The organism is Helicobacter rodentium ATCC 700285, from assembly GCF_000687535.1.
Classification (GTDB): domain Bacteria; phylum Campylobacterota; class Campylobacteria; order Campylobacterales; family Helicobacteraceae; genus Helicobacter_D; species Helicobacter_D rodentium.
In genome coordinates, this window is sequence record NZ_JHWC01000010.1 from 1 (window position 1) to 24769 (window position 24769).

Below are 24769 nucleotides of genomic sequence, written 5' to 3' on the forward strand. Positions count from 1 at the left end.
AACATATTGTTCAACACATTCTTTAATTCTATCAGCTGTGGATTGTGAGGATTCTCTATGATTCTTGCTGTTAAGTCTCCATTTTCTACTGCTTTAGCAGTCTCTGCAGATTGGGCAATGGCATTGGAATCTTGTTCTAAGCCTTTTTGGATTCCAACAATCGCTTTATTGATTGCGCTAGAAAGTTTAGCAATCTCATCGTTTCCAACGATTGCTTTTGTTTTGGGAGCATCTTTTCTTGTATGATCAATATATGCCAAAAATTCAAAAATCATTTCTGAAATACCATTAAGCCGCTTAATCACAATCCCTCTAATAGCGACCAAAGTCAAAATAATCATACTCACTAAAAGCACAATAATTGCAGCAATAGACACTTTTTCTAAATGGCTATTTGCCTCCGTAAAATCCTCTTTCAAGGCTTGTGTAATCACATAAATATCTAAAGGTTGATTATAATTGTAATAGGAACGATAGACATTGCCATTATATTCAAACTCTACGATTCCAGATTCCTTTAAATTAGAATAAAAGCCAAAATGATTATCTTGCTCGTTATAACCCAAAATAAACTTATTGTATTTCTTATCCAAAATCACAATGGAACCATTTTTCCCTACTTTAATATCGTCCATACTAGAGCGAATCAGATTATAGATGCGATCTAATTTGTAAGCAACAAATAAGATTCCAATCACTGTATTGCTAGAATTAGTAATGGGTTCATATACAGAAACATAATCCTTACCAAATAAAGTTACTCTACCATAGAAGCTTTGATTCTTTAATACTTTAGCGTGAGCGGGGTGTGTTGCATCAATTTTTGTTCCAATTAATCGCTCCCCTTTATCATTTTTTAAAGAAGTAGAAACCCTTATGAAATCTCCATTATCCTCCCTCACAAATACTGTTGCCTCTGCATTTGTCAGTGCAGCAAACTCATCAATAGCGAGAAAATTATTTGCCATTTCTGTGCCATTCAGTGTAAGGTTTGGAACAGACATTGCAATGGAATCCTTAAAAAGCGTTGTTTGTCCTTGAATCGCAAAACTTTGCGGCTTAATATCTCCAAAATGAATTAATAAATTTGTTTTTAAACTGCTAGATAGACTACCTGTATCGTCGGCAACTTTTTCCAACAAAAAATTATCTACAATCTTATTGTTTTGTGTAATTCTATTATTCAACTGCGTATCTGTAAAATCACTCATCAAAAAATGAAAAACGGCTAAAAAAATGCCTAACAAAACAATAGAAAGTAAAATCTGAAGACTTGCTAACTTTTGCCCTAGAGAAAAATTTTTCCAACCAAACGATACACTATGTTTTAACTCTTGCATAGAACCTCCCCATCTTAAATTTAAGTAGAAGGTAGTATTCTACATAACAAAACTTAAAATCTATCCAACAATGCTGCAAAAGGGAACCAAAGTCACACTAAAACGTATAAATCATCTTGACAATCGTTAAGATTCCTGCAATAAACACAAACGCATCTAAAAATTTATTTTGAAACCATTTTAGACTTTGTATAACTACTGATTTCAATATTGAAAAAGCTAGGATTATATCAAAAAATAGTTCGCAAATACTAGCGGTGTTCCAATCCCATATTTAATGCTTTTTCTAGCAATTCTTTACGCTTGGGATTTGCTTGTTTAAAGTTTCTTTCCACTTCTAAAATCAGCTTAGCATTTACACCTTTGTGTGAAGTAAGGATCGCAACGAAATCTAAATCAAAATTGGGCATTTCCTCCATATACTGCTTATAATGAATATACGCAAGATTGGAATATTGTTCTAGTTTGTTTAAATCATTCTTTTTGTCTTTTAATAATTCCAAGACTTCTTGTGCATTAGGAATCTTAACTTCTTTTTCTTTTAACCTATTTTTAATAGATTTATCGCGCAAAAATGCTACAAAAAGCGCAATTGCTAAAATAACAACAACCAAAACAATGACAATCAAAATCCAATTTTGCATTTTATTTAACCTTTGAGATTCTTTACATAATTATAATACACTTTCTCTCAAATTCCAAAACCAAACTCAAAACAAGATCGCACCACTTTCTTGCCATAACAATATGCGCTAGATTAATAATTGAACCAAATCTTTCCATCTCTAAACAAGATAATCAACCATTCTAAATCAAGATTACCTCCTCTTTTCGTAGCCATTTAATACATAAGCCAATGCGTCTTGCCCCTAATTGCCCACGAAATGCAATATCCTTTAACTTAAATGCCTAAAAAACATCACTGAAAGTTTATTGGTTTCAAATTGATTCCATTATGACAAGGTGTTAGCTTTGCATCATTGCGATAGATTCATTAGAATCTCGTGGTGTGCGTTGCGTAAGTAACTCACCCGCTTTAGCGCAAATCTATAATTTTGTAAAAAGCAAATCAAACAATGGCACAAGGGTGTCATAAAAAATTTATGATATAAAAGACTGCAATCTGTTGATTGGAACTTACGGGACAACATTTTTCATACAAGTTATATTAAACTGCATTGCGGCGGTTTGTGGAGTAACACTTGCGTTTTTTGCATTATTTAAGAAACCAAAAGAACGCATTATCGCCGATGATGGATACAGACCTATCTTGTGTAGGAAGTATTCTCTTGTTTGGCAAGGGAATATAGTAACACTATTTGTTGCCGATGGAGCATGAGGGAGCAAAGCAATTTCGGTTGCATTGGAAAAACGACGATAAATCCAATAATCAATTCAATAAAAGGAAGAAGGCAGGAATCGTGGGGCTGGTTTATTTTTTGTTATTTCTTACGATATTTGGGGCGTCTGGGATAGCAGTTGTTTTACTGAAAGTAGCGTGGGGAATTTGAAAAAAGCGCGGTTTAAATTTTTGGCAATTACTCCTTTGTTTTGGGGTGGTTACTGCGCTTTTGTAGCGTTTTATTTGTTTGTAATGATTTGGGGAGAGGGACTTTATTTGTTCTGATAGACTAACTGAATGGTTGTGAGAGAAAACTTTAAAGAGAAAAGAAAATGAGATTTTACTATATGTAATATTTATAGATTTTTGCTGAAGTGGGGAAATGTTAATGCAAATGCACACTATGAATGCTACGTACTCTAGTAATGACGAAGTAGAATCTCACTTGTAAAGTTTTTTACATCCAATCAATGATTTTTGTAACTTCTTGCACCTCAAAGCATTTGATATTGATTTTTTGTGTGGGTTTTTTGGGCAAAATTGCATTGGAGATTCCAAGAGATAATGCCTCTTTGAGCCTTGCCTCCACATTGGGAACATCTCTAATATCTCCTACAAGGCTTACTTCACCTAAGAATATGCTTCCATTAGAAAGTGGGCGGTTACGAAAGCTAGAGAGAATCGCCGCTACAACAGCTAAATCCGCTGCAGTCTCTAAAATTTTGATTCCACCTGTGATATTAATAAAAACATCGTAACGATTCAATGGAATCTCCAATTTTCGCTCCAATAGGGCTAAAATCATATTAAGACGATTGGAATCAAATCCCGTAGAGGATCGTTTTGGCATACCATAAGCGCAGTCGCTTACTAATGCTTGCACCTCTAAAACAAGTGAGCGAGAACCTTCCATTACGACACTTAACGCACTTCCGGGCGCAGAAGTCTTTTGGTTGAAAAAAATCTTAGAAGCCTCTTTTGCGCCCACTAAACCATTGCTTTTCATCTCAAAGATTCCAATTTCGCTTGTATTTCCAAAACGATTCTTGAATCCTCTTAAAAAGCGCAGTTCTCGGCTAGAATCTCCCTCAAAATAAAGGACGCAATCTACCATATGTTCCAAAATTCTAGGTCCAGCAATCGCGCCGTCTTTTGTAATGTGTCCGATGATAAAGACGCAGATTCCATATTCTTTGGCTAAACGCATTAATTCAAAGGTTACTTCACGCACTTGTGAAACACTGCCGGGACTAGAACTAATCTTTTCACTATAAAGCGTTTGGATACTATCAATCACAACCATAGAATAATTGTGTTCTTTTGCGTAGATTGTGCTTAAAATTTCCTCTAATTTTATTGCGTTGAGCAAAAAGAGGTTTTCACAAACCGCATTTAACCGCTCCGCACGCAATTTGATTTGCGAGGCACTTTCTTCCCCGCTGACATAAAGGACTTTTTTGCCTATTTTAGCTAAATTGCTTGAGATTTTTAACAAAAGCGTAGATTTCCCAACGCCCGGACTTCCTCCAACCAAATACATTCCCCCAAGAACGATTCCTCCTCCAAGCACAATGTCCAATTCCTGCTCTCCACTACCAAAGCGCACAAATTCTTCCTCTTGCACTTCTGTAATGGGCATAACTTTAAGTGTGTTTAGAGTTGATGAAGTTGCTTTGAATGCTTCAATTTGCTCTTCTTTAAGCTCTAAAAAGCTTTCCCAAGCTCCGCAATTAGAGCATTTCCCAAGCCATTTTGAACTTTGGAATCCACAATGCTGACATTCAAAAATTTGTATTTTTTTCTTTGTCATTTTGCGTTTTAATTTTCAAAAATGGAATCCAAAAGAGTAGTGATATATTCTTCCTCGTTAAATGCAATCATATCGTCCGCATTCTCACCTACCCCAATGTATAAAATAGGCACACGCAAAGTATGAAGAATACTAAAAATTGCCCCTCCTTTGCTTGTGCCATCTAATTTTGTAACAATCACACCATCTATTCCACCTAGCGTTTGGCTAAATATTTTTGCTTGTTCTAAACTAGAAGTGCCTTGAGTGCCATCTAAAATGAGGATTTTTTGGTGTGGAGCACCCGATTTTGCCTTATCGCAAATGCGCATAATTTTTTGCAACTCTTGTTGAAGATTGTTTTGATTGTGTAATCTACCCGCTGTATCAAGGATTGCAATATCCATATTTTTAGCAACTGCAGAAGTAATAGTATCAAAGGCAACTGCAGAGGGGTCGTGTCCAATTTTTGATGCAATAACAGGAATATTTAATTTCTGTCCCCATAGTTTAAGTTGCTCAATCGCGGCTGCCCTAAAAGTATCCCCAGCACCTAAAATTACACTTTTACCTTGTTTTTGATAGAGTTTAGCTAGTTTAGCGATTGTTGTTGTTTTGCCCGCGCCATTCACGCCTACAATAAGATGTATGCAGGGTTTTTCTTCTATGGTTTTTGCTTGAACTTTGTCATAATAGCTTTCTCCGCGAAAAAGCCTAAGCAATGCGACTTCAAGCTCATTGCGGCTAATTTCATTTCCAAGAGGACTTAGAATCATCTCTATTAATGTGTAATCCATATCTGTTGCAATCAAGACTTCTTCTAATGTCTCTTTATTAAGTTTTTTATGGGTTTTTGGGAGCAAATCACGGATATTTTGCGTGGTTTTTTGTAAAGTTTTTTTAAAAATCTCAAGCATTATCGCGCCTTTATTTTTGCTAGATTTTGCGAGAGGTCAAACTCAATCATTTCCTCTGGAATCGCACCTAGATAATGGATAATATATTTTCCCTCTTTGTCATACAATGCAATGAGTGGCACTCCTTCAATTCCGCCAAGAGCATTAAAAAGTCTTGCACGATTTTCATCTAAAACCATTGGCAAATGGACATTGTTTTCTTCGTTAAAAACTTGCATAAGCCCTTTAAAGTTTTCTACTTCCCCCACCAAGTCATCTATTGGGATTCCATAGAGCGCAATTTGTCCCTCAAATTGTTTTTGGAGATTTTCTAAGTGAGGCACAACTCCTTTACAAGGGTCGCACCAAGTCGTGAAAAAGAGCAAAACTTTAATATTGTCTTGATTGGAAGTAACGATAAGATCTTTAAAGATGTTTTCCTTTTTGGGTTCAATATTTTTAAAATTATTGTGTTCTTTGGGTGGTTTCTGATTAATAATTAACTCTGTTCCATCGTTACTTTTTAAAACAAGATTCTCTAAAATCTCTCGTTTTTTTTCTGTTATTATTTGACTTGCTTGTTCATTTTCTTGCTTTTGGCAACCAAAAAATCCCAAACAAAACACTAAGGCTAAACCAATCCCGATGTACCTCATTCTTTTTCCTTAAATTTAAAGTTGCGGATTATAGCAAAATTGCAAATATTATGGAATAAATAAAGATTTAAAGGGTGTTTTATCAAAATTTCCGATTTTTTCCATTTGCTCCAATGGAATCCTTAATTCAATAATTCCATAAGCATAAGGCATTATTTCATAGGGTTGATAGATAAACACAAAGGAATCGTAATCTATTAAGATTGCTTCTGAAACTTTAAAGGATTGAAAATCCACAAAAGCTTCTGTTTCCACACTTTTAAGATAATTTTGATATTCTTGCCATAATAAACCTTTTAACTCCGCATTATCAAAATCTATCCTTGCGTTTAGAGGAACGATTCCGTTTTCTTTGGATACTATTATGCCCCATTCGCTAGAGATTCCGTGTGCGCCACCTGTGTAGAGATAATTGCTTTTAAGAAACACAAGCAAATCGTTGTTAAAATAATACAAAGAATCCCTATCGTATTGTTCAAATGGAGAAGTTTGCAAATATTCCTCTATTGCATTTTCTTGATTGTTTGCTTGTAGCATTTCCTGAAAGTAGTTTCGCATAGAATCTTGTGCGTTTTTCAAAAATATTTCTTTGGCATTCTTACAATCAAAGGATTCCTTATACATAGACTGCAATATTTTTTGGGTTTTTGAATCCTTAGAGCAATAAAATTGTGTGGTAATGGACGCATTTTTGCTTTGTTTGGATTTTGCTGGGTATTGGTAAATTACTTCTTGTTGTTGCAAAACCATAGAATCTATCAATTTCAAATTCAATTTTAGATTTTTTGTAGCCGTGATTGCGCCCATAATAACGCCATCTATTACCTTCAAGGCTATGTGTTTGCATTGGAGGGTGCCATTTTTAAGAGCAGTTGTTTCTGATGAGTTATTTTCAAACAAAGGCACACAACGTCCTAAATTGCGATTACCAGCATATAAGATTCCATTTTTGGAATTTGCGACAAAAAGCATTGAATCTGTTTTGCCATCTGTTTGATTCAAAGACTTTGCATCAGTAGGCGAGAGAGCAAAGGTTTGATAAGTAAATTCTGAAGCCATAGTCATAGAATGTATGCCAACACACAAGCAAAAACCTAAAAATAGCCTAGTAAATAATCCCATTGTTAGTCCTTTTTGCAAAATTATAGAATAAATACAAGATTAGAATTTTATCATTTTTTTCCTAAAATCTCTTGATTTTTTTTAAAAGCATCGCTATAATTTTGCTCTCACTTTTATGCGGGAGTAGCTCAGTGGTAGAGCATAACCTTGCCAAGGTTGGGGCCGCGGGTTCGATCCCCGTCTCCCGCTCCATTTAAAATCATAAAAGTAGTTTAGCTGTAATTCAACGCCCGGGTGGTGAAATGGTAGACACAAGGGACTTAAAATCCCTCGGACATTGCGTCCGTGCCGGTTCAAGTCCGGCCCCGGGCACCACATAGCGGCGACATAGCCAAGTGGTAAGGCAGGAGCCTGCAAAGCTCTGATTCCCCAGTTCAAATCTGGGTGTCGCCTCCAATTTTATAACTTCAATATTGTTTCGGGAGATGGCTGAGTGGTCGATAGCGGCGGTCTTGAAAACCGTTGAGGGTCATACCTCCGGGGGTTCGAATCCCTCTCTCCCGGCCACTGCTTAGTTTTACCTAATCCAAATCTTATCATTTTTAGGTTTTTATACCTCATTGAATCTACACCAAAAAGATTTCTTTTCCAAGATTGATGTATGTCAAGTTTAGACTTCTTTTAAGTTTCTCACTTCTTCATTATGGGGGCTTGTCTGAAGCAATCTATAATACAGAATCTCGCCTTTGATAATTTTACTTTAGTTTAAGATTATAGATTGCCACGAAAAGCTAAAGCTTTTCTCGCAATGACAGAGAGGCAAAACGCAATGACATACTGCCACTGCGTCATTGCGAGGCTTTAGCCGAAGCAATCCATAATACAGAATCTCGCCTTTGATAATTCTACTTCAGTTTAAGATTATAGATTTGCGCTAAAGCGGGTGAAAATGCTACGCATTTGCACGCCACGAAAAGCTAAAGCTTTTCTCGCAATGACAGAGAAGGTGTATTTACGCATTCTTGCAATGGCAAACAAATAAAGCGCAATAACGCAATGGCTAGCTTTCTTAATTGTGAAAGAAATAAATGTTTTTATGCAAGGCTAAAGCCAAAACACGCTAGAATTGCGCGATTTTTTTAAAAAGGCAAAGCAATGAGTGCTTATGAAACCATTATCGGACTTGAAGTGCATGTCCAGCTAAATACGAAAACGAAGATTTTTTGTGCTTGTGCGACAAGCTTTGGGGAAGAGCCAAACAAAAATGTCTGCCCCACTTGCTTAGGACTTCCGGGCGCGTTGCCGGTTTTGAATCGTGAAGTTGTGAAAAAGGCAATCTCCTTTGGAAGTGCAATCAATGCGGAGATTAACCAAAACTCTGTTTTTGCGCGTAAAAATTATTTTTATCCCGATTTACCAAAGGCGTATCAAATCAGTCAATTTGAGATTCCAATCGTGGGGCGCGGGAGCATTGAGATTGAAGTGGGTGGTGAGAAAAAAACTATCGGCGTTACACGCGCACATATGGAGGAGGACGCGGGGAAAAATATCCACGAAAGCAGTTATTCTAAAGTGGATTTAAACCGCGCTTGCACCCCGCTTTTAGAAATCGTGAGTGAGCCGGATATGCGCAGTAGTGATGAAGCCATTGCATATCTAAAAAAGCTTCACGCCATTGTGCGCTTTCTTGGAATCTCTGATGCGAATATGCAAGAGGGAAGTTTTCGCTGTGATGCGAATGTCTCCATTCGCCCTAAAGGGGATTCCAACCTTTACACGCGCGTAGAAATTAAGAATCTCAATTCCTTTAAATTTATCCAAAAAGCGATTGAATACGAGGTAGAGAGGCAAATTGAAGCGTGGGAGGACGGAAAATATGCCGATGAAGTGGTGCAAGAAACAAGGCTTTTTGATACTGCAAAGGGCGTAACGCGTTCTATGCGCGGCAAGGAGGAAGCTGCGGACTATCGTTATTTTCCGGACCCAGATTTGCTTCCTGTATTTATTGATGAGGCGTTAATGGCAGAGGGGCGAGAGATTCCCGAAATGCCCGATGAAAAACGCGCAAGATATGTGCGGGAGTTTGGCATTAAAGCAAGTGATGCGGGTGTGCTAACCGGTGAGCTTGAAATGGCATTGTATTTTGAGGATATGTTACGTTTAGGTGCGAGTGCTAAAGGCGCGGTTACTTGGCTAACTACCGAGCTTCTAGGGCGATTAAAGGGAGAGAATACTCTGCAAAATTGTGGTGTGGATTCTGCTACACTAGCAACTTTAGTGAAGCGCATTGATGAGGGAAAAATTAGCGGAAAAAGCGCAAAAGAAATCCTTGATGTGCTAGTGCAGAGCCGCGGGGGCGATGTGGATAAACTCATTGTGGAAATGGGCTTGGAGCAAGTGAGCGATGATGGAGCGATTTTAGCAGTGATTGAGGAAGTTTTAAAGGCAAATGCCGATAAAGTCGCCGAGTATAAAAGTGGCAAGGATAAGCTTTTGGGATTCTTTGTTGGGCAAGTGATGAAAAGCGCAAAGGGCGTGAATCCCGCAAAAGTGAATGAGTTGTTAAAAGAAAAGTTGAAATAAAATTTTTGTGGTGTGGGAGATTGTTTGATTTCTTTTTTGTATAATTATGGATTGCTTTTAAGTTTCTTTCTCCATCACTGCAAGGCGTTAGCCAAAGCCACACATCGCATAGTAATTTGCCCATACTTGCAAATCTATAATCTTGCAAAAAATAATCTTTGCAATGAAATTTGTGTTTGATTTTGCTACGAAATATAACCTAAATGGTAATGTTCAGGATTTTGTGTAATATTACTACAAAAGATTGCTAGGCTTTATATTTTAAGGGATTAACTTTGCACTTAAGAAAATGGTACGCTCAGAGGGAGTCGAACCCCCAACCCTCAGATCCGAAGTCTGATGCTCTATCCAATTGAGCTATGAACGCACTTTTAGAAAATTTAGGGTAGAATAATATCTCAAAAATTTTAATAACTACTTTAAAAAAGGATAAAAATGAAAAAAGCATTTTTAATTTTGCTATTTTTAAGTCAAATTGCGTTCTCGCGTGAAATTATTGTTGTAAGTATTCCTATGCAACAAGAATTTGTGCAAAAAATCATAGGGGATAAATACGAAGTAATTTCGCTTGTAAAGCCGGGTGTAAATCCACACGATTTTGAGCCAAAGTTTTCAGATGTTAAAAAAATAAATTCTGCTTTGGCTTATTTTGGTATAGGCATTGAGTTTGAGGGAGTTTGGTTAGAGCGATTTAAAGCGCAAAACAAAAAGATGAAAATCTATGATAATAGTTTAGGAATCGCAAAAATTAATTTTGCGCATTCACATAAAGAATACGAAGAACATCGCCACGAAGAGGGAGATACACATATTTGGCTCTCTACCCATAATGCTAAACAAATTGCAAACAATATCTATGAAGCTCTAAAAGAGCTAGATTCCAACCAAAACTACACAGAAGCTTATCAATCCCTCATAGCCGAAATTAACCAAACCGATTCGCAACTCAAACTAATCTTGAGTGCTTTGCCAGAACATCAAAAATTTGTCGTTTTTCACCCAATGCTTGGATATTTTGCCAGAGATTACCACCTAGAGGAAATCGCAATAGAAATTGAGGGCAAAAGTCCAAAAATACAAGAAATGGCTAATGTGATAGAAGCCATTAAAAAAAATAATTTGAAAATTATTTTTGCCCAACCAGAGTTTTCTACAAAGGCAGCAGAATTTATTGCAAAAGAAAGTGGTGCGCAACTTGGATTCTTTTCCCCGCTTCAAACCCCTTGGAGCGAAAATCTTTTGGAGTTTGCTAAAACCTTAAAAGAAAATGCACTCAAATGAATTGTGAGAAGCAAAAGGGAGTCTTGTATATAGAAAGTTCCACCATTTTGTCATTGAATCTTGTGTTTCTCTGCTATTGTGAAGCTTTAGCCAAAGCTATCCATAATCCCGCACACTCAAGATTCTCCCACCTCGTCATTGCGTTCCCGCTTCTGTCATTGCGAGGCGTTAGCCGAAGCAATCCATAATACAGAATCTCGCCTTTGATAATTCTACTTCAGTTTAAAGTTATAGATTGCCACGAAAATTTTTCAAATTTTCTCGCAATGACATACTGCCACCGCGTCATTGCGAACGAAGTGAAGCAATCCATAATACAGAATCTCACCTGTTACTCTACAACTTTAAACTTTTAAGATTCCATTGTTGAATCTAATTTTTGCATTATTATAGATTGCCACGATTCCACAAGTGGAATCTCGCAATGACAGAGAGGCAAAACGCAATAACGAAAAGCAAACCACCGCGTCATTGCGAGGCGTTAGCCGAAGCAATCCATAATACAGAATCTCGCCTTTGATAATTCTACTTCAGTTTAAAGTTATAGATTGCCACGAAAAGCTAAAGCTTTTCTCGCAATGACAGAAAATAAAACGCTCTGTTTGTAACATTGTAGATTGCCACGACTTCTTGCGAAGTCTCGCAATGACAGAGAAGGTGCATTTACGCATTCTCGCAATGACAGAGAGGCAAAATGCAATGGCAAGGTGGGGATTAATTTGTTTTGATCATTCCTCGCAATGACAATCTGTATAACCCAATAGCTTAGCGATTCCTTGTTTTTGGGCTTTCATCTGTTCGCCACGCGCAATAAGCTCATAAAAGTTTTCATTATAATCTTCTAAAACTTGGGAATCCAAAAATTCTTTAGGTAAGGGCATTGCTTTGATTTCTTTTTCACCAATGCGCTCGTTATTGCTTTGATAAATTTTGCTTAATTGTGCAAAACCAACAGAGGATAAAAAATAAAAATAGAGTGCTTTGGCTAAAAGAGGGTTTCGCACTCTAAGCACGAGGATTCCAGCATTTGGCAAGAGAATCTTTTGTGCCGCACTTTTGCCTATAATAGCTACTTTTGGAGTTACACCGCGTATGGAGAGCAAAATATCATAAGGTTGCACTCGGAGTTTGTATAAGCTCTCAAGATTTGGTTTTAATACATAGTCGTTAAAGGAATTGCTAATGCCATAGGATTCAAAATCTTTAATTCCCAAATCATAACAGCCAATCAAATCCTTATCTTGCTTGTTTTCAATGCGCGTTCCGCGATAACATTTCTCCAAGATTTCATCTAAAAGAATTGTTTGGTTCTTTGATTCGGCTTTCATATAATAAGAGGATTTGAGATTTTCTGCATTTAGGTTTTGATAATCCAAAAGACACGATATTTGTGTATTTTGTTTAAAGGTATATAAGTCTAATATTTCCTCTAAATTAATCAGTTTATTGTATTTTCCCTCTTTTAAATAAAAGTTCTGTGCATTAATGAAAAATATGCGTTTGTTGTTATGTGATAAGACAAGAAGGCAAAATTCTCCCATTTGATGAGGGAATAGATTAGTGGGTAATTCAATGATTGTTTCTATTAAATGTGAATCCATAAGAAAGTGGCGCAATCGTTCTCCTATGGGCTTGTTTAATAATGCAGAACGCACGATAATGATTGCCTTTTGTGTAAAACTTGATAACACAAAATCCAAAAATGGAATTTCAGGAGTATTTTTAGCATAAGGGGCTAGAGGAGAGCCTTTGGGGGCTTTAAGATTCAAATGTTGGAGCAGTGGAGGGTGGCAAAAAACTTTGTCAAATTTTCTCCCCCCCTCCTTTTCTTTGGATTTTTCTCCAAAATGAATAAATTTTTTAAAAATATCCGCGACTTCCAAATGGCAATTTTCAAAGCCTAAAAGAGCGGCTAATACTTTTGCGATTCTGATGAGTTGCGGGTGAATATCTACGCCGAAAAATTGGCATTCCTTGCGGTATTTACTTAAGCTTAAAAGCCAAGAACCAAGCCCACAACAAGGGTTATAAATACTCTCGTTTTTTTGCAAATGGAGCAGTTTGCATACTAATGCGTTGATTTCTGCGGGTGTTGCATAGTCATAAAATTTTAGAATCGTCTTTTGTAATGCAATGGTTTGGATAAAGTCTTCTAATTCTTTTTCTTTGATTGCAAGATCTTGCACTTTTTTTAAAATCTTTTTATGGTTTAGTTGGGGATTGATTTCCTCTCTTTGTATGTCGTATTGTTTTAAATAAAGATAAAAATTTTGTGGAATTTCCCGCCCTTTAGTGTTCAATAATTCTAAAATCAAGGCTTTGTTTTGTCCTACCAGCAGAAATTCCAATGTTAAACATAATGTGTCTAAATTGTCTTCATTGTGTTTTTGAATGTATTGAAAAATCTGCAATAATTCTTTCATCTTAGTTCCTATTTATACATCGGCAGTAAATCAAAAACAAAAAGAATATGACATACGCCCACAACACAGCCAAAAACCAATAAAGTATAAATAGTCCAATTTCCGCCCTTAACGCGAAAATCATTTGTTTGGGATTCTGCTTTTTGCGCTGCTCGTGCAATTCTGTTTGCTCTAAGTAATAATGCAGGAATGATAACAGACCAAATCGTTGCTGCAAGTCCTGCCCAGCCAATCGCCAACAAAAAACCATCAGGGTAAATCATACCTGCAATAATAGGAGGGGCGAAAGCCACAATTAAAGTTTTTGTGCGTCCTAATCGGCTATCATCAAATCCGCATAAATCTGCCATATAATCAAACAATCCAAGTCCTGCGCCCAAAAAAGAAGTTGCAACAGCTAAAAAGGCGAATCCCTCTAGCATTCTTAGCAAAAATGCCCCATTGAGGTTTAGGCTTGCCGCTTCAATGAGGTGGCTTACATTGCCCCCTGCAGCAATTACATCTTTAAAAGCAGTGCGCTCAATATTGCCATCGCAAGCTAGATTCCATATTGTGTAAGCAAAAAGCGCAATCAATGTGCCATAAATTAAACATTGGTTAATTTTTTTAGGTTCTTTGCCGAAATACTTTACAAGACTTGGCACACTTGCGTGGAAGCAAAAGGAAGTGAGATAAGTAGAAAGTGCCACAAAAACAAAGATTCCATAAGGATTTCCATCAAAATTTAAATCCAACAAACGAGACATTTTTATTTCGCTTAACATTCCGCTCATAGCAAAAATAAAAGTCAAAACCATTCCGCCAATCATCACAATAGAAAATCTATCCACCACATAAGTACTCCACCATACACAACCACTAAGTAGCAAGGCAAAGAATAAACCAGCAATTAATTTGGGTGGCTCATAATCTAGTGCAACCATTGAAATATGCACAACCATAGAACCGCCCCCGCTCACATAAGCATAGATTAAAATATAAAGCACAAAGGCAACACTTAAGCCATTAATGAGATTCCAGAATTTTCCTAAATTATCCAAAACAAGTGTGTGAAAACTTGAGCCGGGATTATAATGCAAATTGACTTCTAGCAACGCTTGAGAGGAAAGCAACATCATAGACCAAGTTAGCACCAACAAGCCCAAAGAATACCAAATCCACATTCCAGCACTAATGGTTGGTAGTGCCAACATTCCCGCTCCAATCGCAGTCCCAGCAATAATCATTGTTCCACCAAATACACTTGGTTTGCGGTTTAAATTAAACATAAAATCCCTTTTGTGTTAAATTTTAATATTATATCCAAGTTTCAGCCTACTTTCACTTGAGGGATTCAAAATTTGATTTTTAGGCTTACTTTATGTAAAATTTCAGTTTTTGAATTAGGATTATCAATGGAACAAGCTTTAGCACTCAAATATCGTCCAATGGATTTTGATGAACTCATTGGTCAAGAAGCGGTAAGTCGCACTTTGTCCTTAGCATTAAGTAGCAAACGACTTTCACACGCTTATTTGTTTTCAGGTTTGCGCGGAAGCGGTAAAACCTCTAGTGCTAGAATCTTTGCTAGAGCATTGCAGTGCGAAAATGGTCCTTGCGCCAAGCCTTGCGGGGTTTGTGCTAACTGCGTTGCTGCAAATCCTCACAAAATGAGACATATTGATATTATAGAGTTAGATGGTGCTTCCTCACGCAAGATTGATGATATTCGGGATTTGATTGAGCAAACAAAATACCACCCCAATATGGGACGCTTCAAGATTTTTATCATAGATGAAGTGCATATGCTTACAAAAGAGGCTTTTAATGCGCTCTTAAAAACCCTTGAAGAACCACCAGAATATGTGAAATTTATCCTAGCCACAACAGATCCACTAAAGCTTCCTGCAACAATTCTAAGCAGAACACAACACTTCCGTTTTAAGCGCATTTCTGATAAAAGTATTTTGGAGCATTTAAAAAATATTTTACAAAAAGAACAAATCACTTATCAAGAAGAGGCACTTAATATGCTTATTCGTAGTGGTTCAGGTTCTTTGCGTGATACTTTAACCTTGCTTGACCAAGTGATTATCTATTCTAACTACAATATTACTTCTGAAGCTTGTGCAAATATGCTAGGGTTGATTAATCCTCAAAGCCTTAATGCGCTTTTTGAATGTATTTTCAAACAAGATAGAGGGGTTTTGTTGCAAGAAATTGAAGCTTTTTTTGAATATGAATGCGAAATGCTTTTAGATGAAATGAGTATTTTTCTAAAAGAAAAGCTTTTAAAAGGAGAGGATTCTCGCTACAACACATTAGTAATAGATAGATTTTTCCGGATTCTAACCCAAGCAAAAGAGTTGTTATTTTTAGGTTCTGAAGATGAGTTTGTCTTGACGCTTTGCGTATTTAAAATGTTGGAAGCTTTGCAAATAGAGAAAATTGATGTTGCGATTAAAAATTTAGAAAAAGGTTTGTTTGAAAATTTACCCAAACAAATCCTAAGCCCCTCTAGCGTGGAATCTCCTAAAATACAAACTACCCAAAGTCAATCAGTGGCTATGGATTCCACAACACAATCTTTACCTAGCGCAAAACAAGAGGAGACCTCTAAAGCTTCTACTCTCTTTTCTATTCTAAGTCAAAAAATTTATGAACGCAATTATGAGTTGGGAGAAATTTTTGCAAAAGAGATTCGCTTCGTTTCTTTTGTGGAGGATACGCTCACTTGGGAGAGTTTCGCAAGTGGTAGCAATCGCGAGAGATTGAAAAATAGCTATTCTATTATTAAAAACCTTGTTTTAGAGGTTTTTGGTTTGAATACACAAATTAAGTCTATCAATGGCGTAAATCAAACTGCACAACCCACAAACGCCCAAGAATCTAATGCTTTATTGAATCCAAAAGATTCTAACATAGAATCCCAAAAGGATAACTCTAAGATACAAGATTCCTTTACACCTCCACCGCAAACTTCACAGCCTCAAAACACTATCCAATTAGAAGTAAATGCGGCTTTGGAGTTGCCTTTATTGCAGAGTGCTAGAGAGATTTTGGAAGTTAAACAAATCAAAGTGCGTCCAATCCAAACTAGTGAGTGAAGTATGGAGTTTATTTTAGCTAAAAAGGAATTATGGAGGCTTTGTGAAAGTTTGGATTTAAAGAATCATCGCGGTATTTATCTGCTAAGTGGTGATTTGGCAAGTGGGAAAACGACATTGGTTCAAGCAATGGTGGAATCTCTAGGGAGCAAGGTGCAGGTTACTTCTCCTACATTTTTAACTGCAATGGATTATGGGAATCAAATCTATCATTATGATCTTTATAATAAAAATTTAGAGGAACTCTTTGCACTTGGGTTTTTGGAGGAAATTGAAAAAGAGGGTTGGCATTTTATTGAGTGGGGCGATGAAAATTTAGCTAAAATTCTACGACAAATTGGTTTGCCATTTCGACGTATTTTGATTAGTTTAGAATCCAATAAGAGAAAATACACCTTTCAAGGACAATGAATGCACACATTAGAAGCAATACACTTAAGTAAAACAATCAAAAAAGCAAAAATCATTCAAGAAATTTCTATTCGTGTGCAAAGTGGCGAGGTTGTGGGGCTTTTGGGTCCAAATGGTGCGGGTAAAACGACAACCTTTTATATCATTTGCGGACTTTTAAAGGCAAGTGGTGGCAAGGTTTGTTTTGACAAGGAGGACATTACACATTTAAGTTTGCACCAACGCGCACAACTCGGAATTGGTTATTTACCGCAAGAATCTAGTGTTTTTAAGGATTTAAGCGTAGAGGAAAATCTCTTGATTGCCGCAGAAGTGTGCTTAAAAGACGAATATGAGAGAATGCGCCGCATTGAGGAGTTGTTGGAGGATTTTGGAATTGAGCCGATTCGGAGTCGCAAGGGGATTAATCTAAGTGGGGGCGAAAGGCGACGTGTAGAAATTGCACGCGCTTTAGTTAAAAAGCCAAAATTCATTTTACTAGATGAGCCTTTTGCAGGTGTAGATCCCATTGCGGTGCTAGACATTCAAAATATCATCAAAAAATTGCTTCAATTAAAGATTGGGGTGCTAATTACCGATCATAATGTGCGTGAAACTCTTAGAGTGTGTCATCGTGCTTATGTTATCAACAAAGGCACTTTACTTGCTAGTGGGGATTCCAATACGATTTATCAAAATGAGCTTGTGAGAAAACATTATTTAGGTGAAAATTTCAAAGTATGAAGCTACGCACACAGACACAAACAACCCTTAAAGCAAAGTTGTCCTCCACATTAAAAAGTTGGCTTCCCATTCTTCAAAGTGGAATGAGCGATTTGGAGGAGACTTTGAATGAATTTAGCAAAGAGAATCCATATTTTGATATTAAATCTAATATCGCACAAGATTTTAGCTCACAAAAATCTAGTCAAAATAAGCGTCAAAAAGAACTTTTAAGAGGAGCGAAAGGTTCTAGCGTAGAGGGGGACGCAATAGAGCAATTTTGCGTTCAAGAGGATTCATTGGAGGTTGTGTTAAGTGAGCAAATTGTGCCACCCTTGTTTCCCACGACTAATTCTCAAGAAATTGCAAAAAAAATCATTGAAAATCTCAATGAAGAGGGTTATTTTGAAGGAGATTGTGAGAAAATTGCACAAACTTGTAGTGAGCTTCTTAATGCGACTATTAGTGCCACAGAAGTGGAGAGAGTGCGCAAACGCTTTGCTTATCTTGACCCGCCCGGAATCGCTGCGCTTGATTTAATAGAATCCTTTTGTTTTCAGCTAGAAAATTTAGATGTGCCAAGTGAGGTTTATTCTTTGGTTTGTGAGATTTTACAAGATTTAGAACATCATACAAAGCATAAAGACGCCAAACTTTACGATAAAGCAATGAAAGTAATTCAAAGCTTCAAAAACCCACCAGCACTTGATTTTTTTCAAAAAGAAGCCGCAATTATTCCTGATATTTTAGTGCTTGAGGAAAAAAACAATATCCAAGTGCAAATTAATGAAAAATATTATCCAAGCATTGAGATTCAAACCCAAAGCAAAGAGGATAAAGCTCAGCTCAAAGAGGAATTTATTAAAACCAAAATTAAAGAAGCGCGCGACCTCGTAGATGCGCTTGAAATGCGTAAGGCTACACTTTATAAAATTGGACTTATGCTTGTAGAGTATCAATACGAGTTTTTTAAAGGGGGTGAAATCAAACCGATGAAGTTGAAAGATTTAGCAGAAGAGTTTGGACACGCCCCAAGCACAATTTCTCGCGCTATTTCTAATAAATTTTTAGAGTGTTCTCGTGGAATCTTTCCTCTTAAAAACTTTTTTGCCACAGCGATTGATGAAGAAACTGCAAACACAACGATAAAAGATTTTGTAGCAGATTTAGTCAAAAACGAAAACAAACAAAAACCGCTAAGCGATAATAGAATCCTAAAACTTATTGAAGAAAAGTTTAATATTAAAATTGTGCGTCGCACAATTACGAAATATAGGGCTCAACTCAATATTGCAAGTTCAAGTGAGCGTAAAAAACTTTATAAAATTGCTCCCGCTTCACATTGATTTTACTTTTGTTTCACATTTCTTTCACGCTTGAAAACTATAATTCCGCTATCCAAAATTTAAGGAGTAAATTATGAAAACAAAAGCTATCTTATCTCTTGCCTTAGTTGGTGCTTTGGCTTCAAGTGTGTTTGCGGCAGATTATTCCAAAACAAGCAATGAGGAATTAATTAAAATGTCAGGAAAAGTTGCACCCAAAGATTATCCAGATTATAGAATGGAGATTCATAAGCGTATGCAAAATATGAAAGTCAAAGACGCAGGAGAATTTGGAGACAAGTTAAGAGAGGCTCATTGGAGCGTATGCGGTAATATGACACAAAAGGAACATCAAGAATATCACGATGCAATCCATCAAGAAATGCAGAAGCGTTTAAACTCTATGAGTGAAGCGAAAGCAAGAGAAAGCGGATTGATAGGCTATGGATATTATGGTTATGGATATTATGGTTATGGTCATCACAGAGGTGGCGAATATGGTAGAGGAGCAGGAAGGGGCGGACATCGTGATTGTTATAATCCAAAGGGATACCGTCATTCTTGGTAACCTATTGACTTACGCAAGAACGAAAGGTTAAATTTCCTCTTGCGTCTCCCACTTCTGTCATTGCGAGGCATTAGCCGAAGCAATCCATAATCTAGCATAAAGTAATTTTTGCAATGGAATCTTTAAAGAAGTGCAACATTATAGATTGCCACGAAAAGCTAAAGCTTTTCTCGCAATGACATACTGCCACCGCGTCATTGCGAGGCGTAGCCGAAGCAATCTATAATACAGAATCTCGCCTATTACTCTACAACTTTAAACTTTTAAGATTCCATTGTTGAATCTAATTTTTGCAACATTATAGATTGCCACGAAAAGCTAAAGCTTTTCTCGCAATGACAGAGAGGCAAAACGCAATGACAGAGAGGGTGTCTCAAGAAGTATCACAATGATGAAGCGGGGGGTTTGGTTTGTTTTGCCTACTGCTTACAATGGCAATGGGAGCTATTTTAAGTCGCCCCAATGTTTTGCCATACTAATGGAGCATTGTAAAGGAATCTTGAGTGTTGTAATGTTTTCCATAATGGAAGCGATTTTTTGCGCTTCGGATTGTGCATCATCCTTTGGGGATTCAAAAATTAATTCATCATGCACTTGCAGAAGCAGTTTAGACTTCAAATCCGCTTGTGTGATAGCGTTCATCGCCATTTTGATAATATCCGCCGCACTGCCTTGAAAAATCGCATTAATCCCCTCACGCAAAAATGCCGCCTTTTGGTATTCTTGGATTCCGTGAAAGTCAAATTTGCGCATACGCCCTAGCAGAGTGAGAGAATAGCCGTTTTCTAGGATAAAATCCTCTTGCGCCTTTAAAAAATCTTTCACGGTGGGGAACGATTCAAAATAGTTTTGGATATAGGTTTTTGCCTCTTGGTAGCTGATTTTCAATGTTTCGGAGAGTTTTTTGGGTCCCATACCATAAATCAATCCAAAATTAATACTCTTTGCCACTGCGCGTTTTTCTTGCGCTTTTGCCTCGCCAAAGATTTTTTTAGCTGTTTCAAGATGAATGTCTGCATTATGACAAAAGGCTTCAATCATCGCCTTATCCTGCGAGAAATGCGCCAAAAGTCGCAATTCAATTTGGGAATAATCTAAACTCACAAGCAAGTGGTTTTCTTGCGCAATGAAGCCTTGCCTTATGCGTCTGCCCTGTGTGGTTTTAACCGGGATATTTTGGAGGTTTGGGTTTTTGGAACTTAGGCGTCCCGTGCTTGTGCCTGTTTGCATAAAAGAAGTATAGATTTTATGCGATTTGTTTAGTTTGGCGTGTTCAATAAGGGGTTCAATATAGGTGCTAAAAAGCTTGAAAAGCTCACGATATTCAAGGATTTTTGGGACGATAGGGTGTGCATCAACAAGGGAGTTTAGAACCATTTGAGAGGTGCTTAAGCCGGATTTTGTCTTTTTGCCACTTTGTAATTTTAAATCCTCAAATAATACAATGGAGAGTTGCTGGGGCGAATTGAGGTTGAATTTCTTTTGCGCAAGGGAATAAATCTCCTCTGAAAGACTAGAGAGTTTAGCGGACATTTCTAGTTTTAATTCTTTAAAGTATTCAATGTCAATTTTTGTCCCGCTTAACTCCATATTGACAAGGCATTGGATAAAGGGAAATTCTGTGGATTGCGCAACTTGAAGCAAGTTTTGTGGGAGTAGGTTGGTTAGCTTTTGGTAGAGTTGATAACAAGCTGCGGCGTCCTCACTAGCGTATTTACAAGCGTATTCTATGGGGATTTGTGAAAAGTTTTCTCCCTTTTTCACCACATCTTTATAATGAATCATCTCGTGTTTGAAATAGCGCAACATTAGGGAATCCAAATTGCAAGGCAAGTCGCTTTGGTAGAGCCAAGCAAGAAGCATACTATCTTTAATATTCTGGAAGCTTGGGGGGGTAAAATCAAAGTTGGTGCGCAAGATTTCTAAGTCGTATTTGAGATTATGCCCAATGATGGCTTTAGCATTAAAGAGTGCGCGGATAAAATCAAACGCAACTTGTCTGCTCACCTGTTCCTCTACGCCTAGATAATTGTGCGCTAGAGGGACATAATACGCATTGATACCATCAAGGCAAAAGGAGAATCCCACAATCTTAGCATTTAATACATCTAAATTTGTTGTTTCGGTGTCAAAGGACACGATGGAATCGCTTGAAATGTTGGGAAAGAAAGCCTGTAATTTCTCATCGGTATTGAGGAGATGAGAATTAAAAGCAAAGGGCGTTGGTTCTGGAGTTTGTGGCGTGAAGCCCTGCGATTCTCTGATTTTTGTTGCATTTTCAAAGAAATGTAGGGAATTTTTGGGCGAATCTTTGGGCAGAATCTTTTTAAGAACGCTATTGATTTCGTAGGCTTTGAGAGATTCTGTGATTTTTAGCAAGGGGTTTTGGTGTGGCATTTGGCAATCTTGCAGATTAAAATTTTCTAACAAATCCTCACGCAAACGCACGAGTTGTTGGCTACGATAAGCGTCCTCTTTGTAGGTTTTTAGCAACTCTTGTGTGCGTTTGGAGGCAATTTTGTCAATATTTTCATAGATTCCATCTAGGGTTTTAAAGTTATGCAACAATCCCGCCGCTCCCTTTGCGCCGATTCCTTTCACGCCCGGGACATTATCGGAATTATCACCCACAAGGCTTTGAAAATCCACAAATTGCGCAGGTGTAACCCCATATTTTTCTATGCAATCCACTTCGTGAATTTCTTTCTTTTTTTTAGGATCAAACAAAAAAGTATCCCCGTCAATGAGCTGATATAAATCTTTATCGTGGCTAATAATGCGCACATAGACATTTAATGCGTTCGCGCATTTGTTGATAGACGCAATCACATCATCTGCCTCGTAACCCGCAATGGAAATATTCTTAAATCCCATTTGTTCCACCCATTCTATGGCAACTTTTAGCTGTAATTTAAGGTCTTGCGGGACTTCTGGGCGGTTTGCCTTATAAAGTGGGTCAATGTTTTTGCGGAAATTTTCCTCTTTGGAATCTAGCGCAAACACTAGATAATCTTGCGGATAATCCTTGTGTAATTGCATAATGAGTTTTGCAAAGCCTGTGAGCAATCCTGTGGGGAAGCCATCGTGGTTTTTCAGTGGTGGCAAAGCAAAATAACTACGAAAGAGGAATCCAAAGGTATCAATGATGGTGAGTGTTTTCATTGTATGCCTTTAGGGTTTTGCAGTTTGCGCTTTTGCGTGATTGTGATTCCGCCCACTCCATAGTTGTCGCAGTCTATTTCATCAATGACAACGACAAGTGAAGCGGGATTCCTACCTAAAACCTCGCCTAGAAGCTCTGTAACTCCTTGTATAATGCGTTGCTTTTGCTCTGTTGTTGGTGTGCCATTTTCGCGTGTGATTTTGATATTGACATAAGGCATAGGATTCCTTTATTGGTTGTTTTTATTCAGTCGTTTTTTCTTGATATAGATATTAATGGATTCCACACCAAGAGAAAATGCCATTGCAAAATAAATATAAGCCTTAGAAATGTGAAATTCTAAGCCTTCTGCGACAAGGGTTACCCCAATGAGAATTAAAAAGGCAAGTGCTAGAATCTTAATGGTAGGGTTGTTATCCACAAACTCGGAAATGCTTTTACTTGCAATCATCATCACGCCCACTGCTACAATGACGGCAATCATCATAATTTCAATGTTGCTCACCATTCCAACCGCAGTAATCACAGAATCAAGTGAGAATACAATATCCAAGATTGCGATTTGGATTAACACAGCAAAAAAGCCCCTTTTTGCGCCCTCTTGTAATGGGTTGTCTGACTTTGAATCTCCTGCGTCCTCTATGTCGTGGTGAATCTCAAGTGTGGATTTGCCAATTAAAAATAATCCTCCCAAGATTAGAATTATATCGCGTCCTGAAATTTCTTGTGTAAAAATAGTAAAGAGTGGGGCGGTGAGTTTCATAATCCAAAAGAGTGAAAGTAGCAACAAAAGGCGGGTAATCATCGCTAAAGAGAGTCCTAGTATCCTTGCTTTTTGTCGCTGTTCTTGGGGCAATCGTCCCACAAGAATCGCAATAAAAATGATATTGTCAATGCCTAGCACAATTTCAAGGGCGATTAAAGTCGTTAATGCTATCCACATTTCAGGGCTTGTAATCCAATCAAACATTTAAGATTCCTTTAAAAATAAGCGACATTATAAGGGATTTTTAGTAAAAACCTCTTAAACACAATGAAAAACTTTTTATTGTATCTTGGAATATTGCTCCTCTTTCATTGCGTCTCCCACTTCTGTCATTGCGAGGCAAAGCCGAAGCAATCTATAATCTAGCACACATTAATTTTTGCAATGGAATCCTTAAAGAAGTGCATTATTATAGATTGCCACGAAAAGCTAAAGCTTTTCTCGCAATGACAAAAAGCAAAACGCAATGACATACTGCCACCGCGTCATTGCGAACGAAGTGAAGCAATCCATAATCTAGCATAAAGTAATTTTTGCAATGGAATCCTTAAAGAAGTGCATTATTATAGATTGCCACGAAAATTTTGCAAATTTTCTCGCAATGACGAAAACCACCTCGTCATTGCGAGGCGTTAGCCGAAGCAATCCATAATATAGATTCTTGCCTTTTAAGATTCTCTTTCAAGTAATCTTAATGAAATTTTAGATAGAATCCCGACTTTTATTAGCTTTAATAAAAAGAACTTCAAATTTTAAGGAATTGTATAATGTATGCAATCATCGCGAATGGAGGCAAACAATACAAGGTGAGCGAGGGCGATGTTATTTTGCTTGATTGCTTGAACCTTGAGCCAAAGTCAAAAGTTGAAGTGAGCGAAGTTTTAGCAATCTGCGATGGCGGAGATATTACGCTTGGTGTGCCTTATGTAAGTGGTGCAAAAGTGGAATTAGAAGTCATCAATGAGGGCAGAGGCAAGAAAGTCATCACTTTTAAGAAGCGTCGTAGAAAAGATAGCAAAACAAAACGAGGCTTTAGACGAGATTTCACGCGTGTGCGCGTTGTGAAAATTTCTGCTTAAGATTGTTAAGGAGTTGAAATGGCACACAAGAAAGGTCAGGGTAGCACCCAGAATAATCGCGATTCCGCGGGGCGTCGTTTAGGCGTTAAAAAATTTGGTGGGCAGTTTGTCCGCGCGGGTAATATTATTATTCGTCAAAGAGGGACAAAAGTGCATCCCGGAAACAATGTAGGAATGGGTAAGGATCATACGATTTTTGCATTAATTGATGGAATCGTATCCTTCGAGCGAAAAGATAGAATCCGCAAAAAAGTTTCTATTATCCCAGCTTCTTAAGGCTTCTTTTATTCAGGATTT

At 37.4% G+C, this 24769-nt stretch carries 23 protein-coding genes and 5 tRNA genes; 16 read left to right on the plus strand and 12 right to left on the minus strand.

The features are described from left to right. The 6 genes from BS85_RS0107975 to BS85_RS10565 form a co-directional block, all read right to left on the minus strand. Positions 1-1340 (minus strand): Cache 3/Cache 2 fusion domain-containing protein (locus BS85_RS0107975; protein ID WP_026944325.1); only part of this gene is annotated, 1340 nt, incomplete at its 3' end. Between the two features lie 251 nt (positions 1341-1591). Next, positions 1592-1984 (minus strand): hypothetical protein, encoded by a 393-nt coding sequence (locus BS85_RS0107980; protein WP_026944326.1) that lies wholly within the window; start codon positions 1982-1984, stop codon positions 1592-1594. 1155 nt (positions 1985-3139) lie between these two features. Then, entirely contained in the window at positions 3140-4492 is a 1353-nt protein-coding gene (radA, locus tag BS85_RS0107995; RefSeq protein WP_026944328.1) for a DNA repair protein RadA, read from the minus strand. Between the two features lie 8 nt (positions 4493-4500). Beyond that, on the minus strand, positions 4501-5388 hold the full coding sequence (ftsY, locus tag BS85_RS0108000) for a signal recognition particle-docking protein FtsY (RefSeq protein WP_026944329.1): 888 nt from the start codon (positions 5386-5388) through the stop codon (positions 4501-4503). Then, positions 5388-6023, minus strand: coding sequence for a TlpA family protein disulfide reductase (locus BS85_RS0108005; protein WP_084310251.1), 636 nt, complete (start codon positions 6021-6023; stop codon positions 5388-5390). Before BS85_RS0108005 ends, ftsY begins: the two co-directional genes overlap by 1 nt. A 48-nt stretch (positions 6024-6071) precedes the next feature. Next, positions 6072-7145: a DUF3298 and DUF4163 domain-containing protein gene (locus BS85_RS10565; protein ID WP_051604751.1), complete on the minus strand. Its 1074-nt coding sequence runs from the start codon at positions 7143-7145 to the stop codon at positions 6072-6074. A gap of 117 nt (positions 7146-7262) precedes the next feature. Between BS85_RS10565 and BS85_RS0108015 the strand changes: the two genes are divergently transcribed. The 5 genes from BS85_RS0108015 to gatB all read left to right on the plus strand — a co-directional run bounded on the left by BS85_RS0108015 (position 7263) and on the right by gatB (position 9668). Then, positions 7263-7337: transfer RNA gene (locus BS85_RS0108015), tRNA-Gly, on the plus strand. Positions 7338-7373: 36 nt separating this feature from the next. Next, positions 7374-7460, plus strand: a tRNA-Leu gene (locus BS85_RS0108020). Between the two features lie 6 nt (positions 7461-7466). Next, positions 7467-7541, plus strand: a tRNA-Cys gene (locus BS85_RS0108025). 23 nt (positions 7542-7564) lie between these two features. Then, positions 7565-7652: transfer RNA gene (locus tag BS85_RS0108030), tRNA-Ser, on the plus strand. A gap of 588 nt (positions 7653-8240) precedes the next feature. After that, a complete protein-coding gene (gatB, locus tag BS85_RS0108035) occupies positions 8241-9668 on the plus strand; it encodes an Asp-tRNA(Asn)/Glu-tRNA(Gln) amidotransferase subunit GatB (protein WP_026944331.1) in 1428 nt (475 codons plus the stop codon). 290 nt (positions 9669-9958) lie between these two features. Here the strand turns inward: gatB and BS85_RS0108045 are convergent. Continuing rightward, a tRNA-Arg gene (locus tag BS85_RS0108045) sits at positions 9959-10035 on the minus strand. A 68-nt stretch (positions 10036-10103) separates the two neighbouring features. Between BS85_RS0108045 and BS85_RS0108050 the strand changes: the two genes are divergently transcribed. The 4 genes from BS85_RS0108050 to BS85_RS11565 are packed head-to-tail and all read left to right on the plus strand — an operon-like array spanning position 10104 to position 11469. Beyond that, positions 10104-10949, plus strand: coding sequence for a metal ABC transporter solute-binding protein, Zn/Mn family (locus tag BS85_RS0108050; protein ID WP_034551481.1), 846 nt, complete (start codon positions 10104-10106; stop codon positions 10947-10949). Further along, positions 10946-11137: a hypothetical protein gene (locus BS85_RS11560; protein WP_156938100.1), complete on the plus strand. Its 192-nt coding sequence runs from the start codon at positions 10946-10948 to the stop codon at positions 11135-11137. The genes BS85_RS0108050 and BS85_RS11560 overlap by 4 nt, the downstream gene beginning before the upstream one ends. A gap of 47 nt (positions 11138-11184) precedes the next feature. Beyond that, on the plus strand, positions 11185-11319 hold the full coding sequence (locus BS85_RS12100; RefSeq protein ID WP_281173580.1) for a hypothetical protein: 135 nt from the start codon (positions 11185-11187) through the stop codon (positions 11317-11319). A gap of 9 nt (positions 11320-11328) precedes the next feature. Continuing rightward, positions 11329-11469: a hypothetical protein gene (locus BS85_RS11565; protein ID WP_156938101.1), complete on the plus strand. Its 141-nt coding sequence runs from the start codon at positions 11329-11331 to the stop codon at positions 11467-11469. Positions 11470-11677: 208 nt separating this feature from the next. On the opposite strand, the gene BS85_RS0108055 is transcribed toward BS85_RS11565, so the two are convergent. Both BS85_RS0108055 and BS85_RS0108060 read right to left on the minus strand, forming a co-directional pair. After that, positions 11678-13372: an N-6 DNA methylase gene (locus tag BS85_RS0108055; protein ID WP_034551483.1), complete on the minus strand. Its 1695-nt coding sequence runs from the start codon at positions 13370-13372 to the stop codon at positions 11678-11680. 8 nt (positions 13373-13380) lie between these two features. After that, entirely contained in the window at positions 13381-14640 is a 1260-nt protein-coding gene (locus BS85_RS0108060) for an aromatic amino acid transport family protein (RefSeq protein WP_026944334.1), read from the minus strand. Between the two features lie 126 nt (positions 14641-14766). Here BS85_RS0108060 and BS85_RS0108065 point away from each other — a divergent pair, with 126 nt between their 5' ends. From BS85_RS0108065 to BS85_RS10570, 5 genes are all read left to right on the plus strand, one after another. Then, on the plus strand, positions 14767-16458 hold the full coding sequence (locus BS85_RS0108065; protein WP_026944335.1) for a DNA polymerase III subunit gamma/tau: 1692 nt from the start codon (positions 14767-14769) through the stop codon (positions 16456-16458). Between the two features lie 3 nt (positions 16459-16461). Continuing rightward, complete coding sequence (gene tsaE / locus BS85_RS0108070) at positions 16462-16869, plus strand: tRNA (adenosine(37)-N6)-threonylcarbamoyltransferase complex ATPase subunit type 1 TsaE (RefSeq protein ID WP_026944336.1); 408 nt, start codon at positions 16462-16464, stop codon at positions 16867-16869. Further along, a complete protein-coding gene (gene lptB, locus BS85_RS0108075) occupies positions 16870-17592 on the plus strand; it encodes an LPS export ABC transporter ATP-binding protein (RefSeq protein ID WP_026944337.1) in 723 nt (240 codons plus the stop codon). It abuts the gene before it with no gap. After that, a complete protein-coding gene (locus BS85_RS0108080; RefSeq protein WP_026944338.1) occupies positions 17589-18917 on the plus strand; it encodes an RNA polymerase factor sigma-54 in 1329 nt (442 codons plus the stop codon). Before lptB ends, BS85_RS0108080 begins: the two co-directional genes overlap by 4 nt. Before the next feature lie 73 nt (positions 18918-18990). Then, positions 18991-19464: a DUF1104 domain-containing protein gene (locus BS85_RS10570; RefSeq protein WP_051604752.1), complete on the plus strand. Its 474-nt coding sequence runs from the start codon at positions 18991-18993 to the stop codon at positions 19462-19464. A 444-nt stretch (positions 19465-19908) separates the two neighbouring features. Here the strand turns inward: BS85_RS10570 and polA are convergent, their stop codons facing one another. From polA to BS85_RS0108100, 3 genes are read right to left on the minus strand one after another with little or no spacing between them, the layout of a single operon-like run. After that, complete coding sequence (gene polA, locus BS85_RS0108090; RefSeq protein WP_026944339.1) at positions 19909-22626, minus strand: DNA polymerase I; 2718 nt, start codon at positions 22624-22626, stop codon at positions 19909-19911. Then, a complete protein-coding gene (locus BS85_RS0108095; protein ID WP_026944340.1) occupies positions 22623-22847 on the minus strand; it encodes a 2-hydroxymuconate tautomerase family protein in 225 nt (74 codons plus the stop codon). Before BS85_RS0108095 ends, polA begins: the two co-directional genes overlap by 4 nt. Before the next feature lie 9 nt (positions 22848-22856). After that, the gene (locus tag BS85_RS0108100; protein ID WP_026944341.1) at positions 22857-23597 is read right to left on the minus strand and encodes a TerC family protein; all 741 of its coding nucleotides are present in this window, start codon (positions 23595-23597) and stop codon (positions 22857-22859) included. A gap of 560 nt (positions 23598-24157) precedes the next feature. Between BS85_RS0108100 and rplU the strand changes: the two genes are divergently transcribed. Then, a complete protein-coding gene (rplU, locus tag BS85_RS0108105; protein WP_026944342.1) occupies positions 24158-24472 on the plus strand; it encodes a 50S ribosomal protein L21 in 315 nt (104 codons plus the stop codon). An 18-nt stretch (positions 24473-24490) separates the two neighbouring features. Further along, complete coding sequence (gene rpmA / locus BS85_RS0108110) at positions 24491-24748, plus strand: 50S ribosomal protein L27 (protein ID WP_026944343.1); 258 nt, start codon at positions 24491-24493, stop codon at positions 24746-24748. The last annotated feature ends 21 nt before the right edge of the window (positions 24749-24769 follow it).

Coding starts and splice junctions, on each gene's coding strand:
- BS85_RS0107980 (WP_026944326.1), bottom strand. CDS start 1,984: ATGCAAAATTGGATTTTGATTGTCATTGTTTTGGTTGTTGTTATTTTA.
- radA (WP_026944328.1), bottom strand. CDS start 4,492: ATGACAAAGAAAAAAATACAAATTTTTGAATGTCAGCATTGTGGATTC.
- ftsY (WP_026944329.1), bottom strand. CDS start 5,388: ATGCTTGAGATTTTTAAAAAAACTTTACAAAAAACCACGCAAAATATC.
- BS85_RS0108005 (WP_084310251.1), bottom strand. CDS start 6,023: ATGAGGTACATCGGGATTGGTTTAGCCTTAGTGTTTTGTTTGGGATTT.
- BS85_RS10565 (WP_051604751.1), bottom strand. CDS start 7,145: ATGGGATTATTTACTAGGCTATTTTTAGGTTTTTGCTTGTGTGTTGGC.
- gatB (WP_026944331.1), top strand. CDS start 8,241: ATGAGTGCTTATGAAACCATTATCGGACTTGAAGTGCATGTCCAGCTA.
- BS85_RS0108050 (WP_034551481.1), top strand. CDS start 10,104: ATGAAAAAAGCATTTTTAATTTTGCTATTTTTAAGTCAAATTGCGTTC.
- BS85_RS11560 (WP_156938100.1), top strand. CDS start 10,946: ATGAATTGTGAGAAGCAAAAGGGAGTCTTGTATATAGAAAGTTCCACC.
- BS85_RS0108055 (WP_034551483.1), bottom strand. CDS start 13,372: ATGAAAGAATTATTGCAGATTTTTCAATACATTCAAAAACACAATGAA.
- BS85_RS0108060 (WP_026944334.1), bottom strand. CDS start 14,640: ATGTTTAATTTAAACCGCAAACCAAGTGTATTTGGTGGAACAATGATT.
- BS85_RS0108065 (WP_026944335.1), top strand. CDS start 14,767: ATGGAACAAGCTTTAGCACTCAAATATCGTCCAATGGATTTTGATGAA.
- tsaE (WP_026944336.1), top strand. CDS start 16,462: ATGGAGTTTATTTTAGCTAAAAAGGAATTATGGAGGCTTTGTGAAAGT.
- lptB (WP_026944337.1), top strand. CDS start 16,870: ATGCACACATTAGAAGCAATACACTTAAGTAAAACAATCAAAAAAGCA.
- BS85_RS0108080 (WP_026944338.1), top strand. CDS start 17,589: ATGAAGCTACGCACACAGACACAAACAACCCTTAAAGCAAAGTTGTCC.
- BS85_RS10570 (WP_051604752.1), top strand. CDS start 18,991: ATGAAAACAAAAGCTATCTTATCTCTTGCCTTAGTTGGTGCTTTGGCT.
- polA (WP_026944339.1), bottom strand. CDS start 22,626: ATGAAAACACTCACCATCATTGATACCTTTGGATTCCTCTTTCGTAGT.
- BS85_RS0108095 (WP_026944340.1), bottom strand. CDS start 22,847: ATGCCTTATGTCAATATCAAAATCACACGCGAAAATGGCACACCAACA.
- BS85_RS0108100 (WP_026944341.1), bottom strand. CDS start 23,597: ATGTTTGATTGGATTACAAGCCCTGAAATGTGGATAGCATTAACGACT.
- rpmA (WP_026944343.1), top strand. CDS start 24,491: ATGGCACACAAGAAAGGTCAGGGTAGCACCCAGAATAATCGCGATTCC.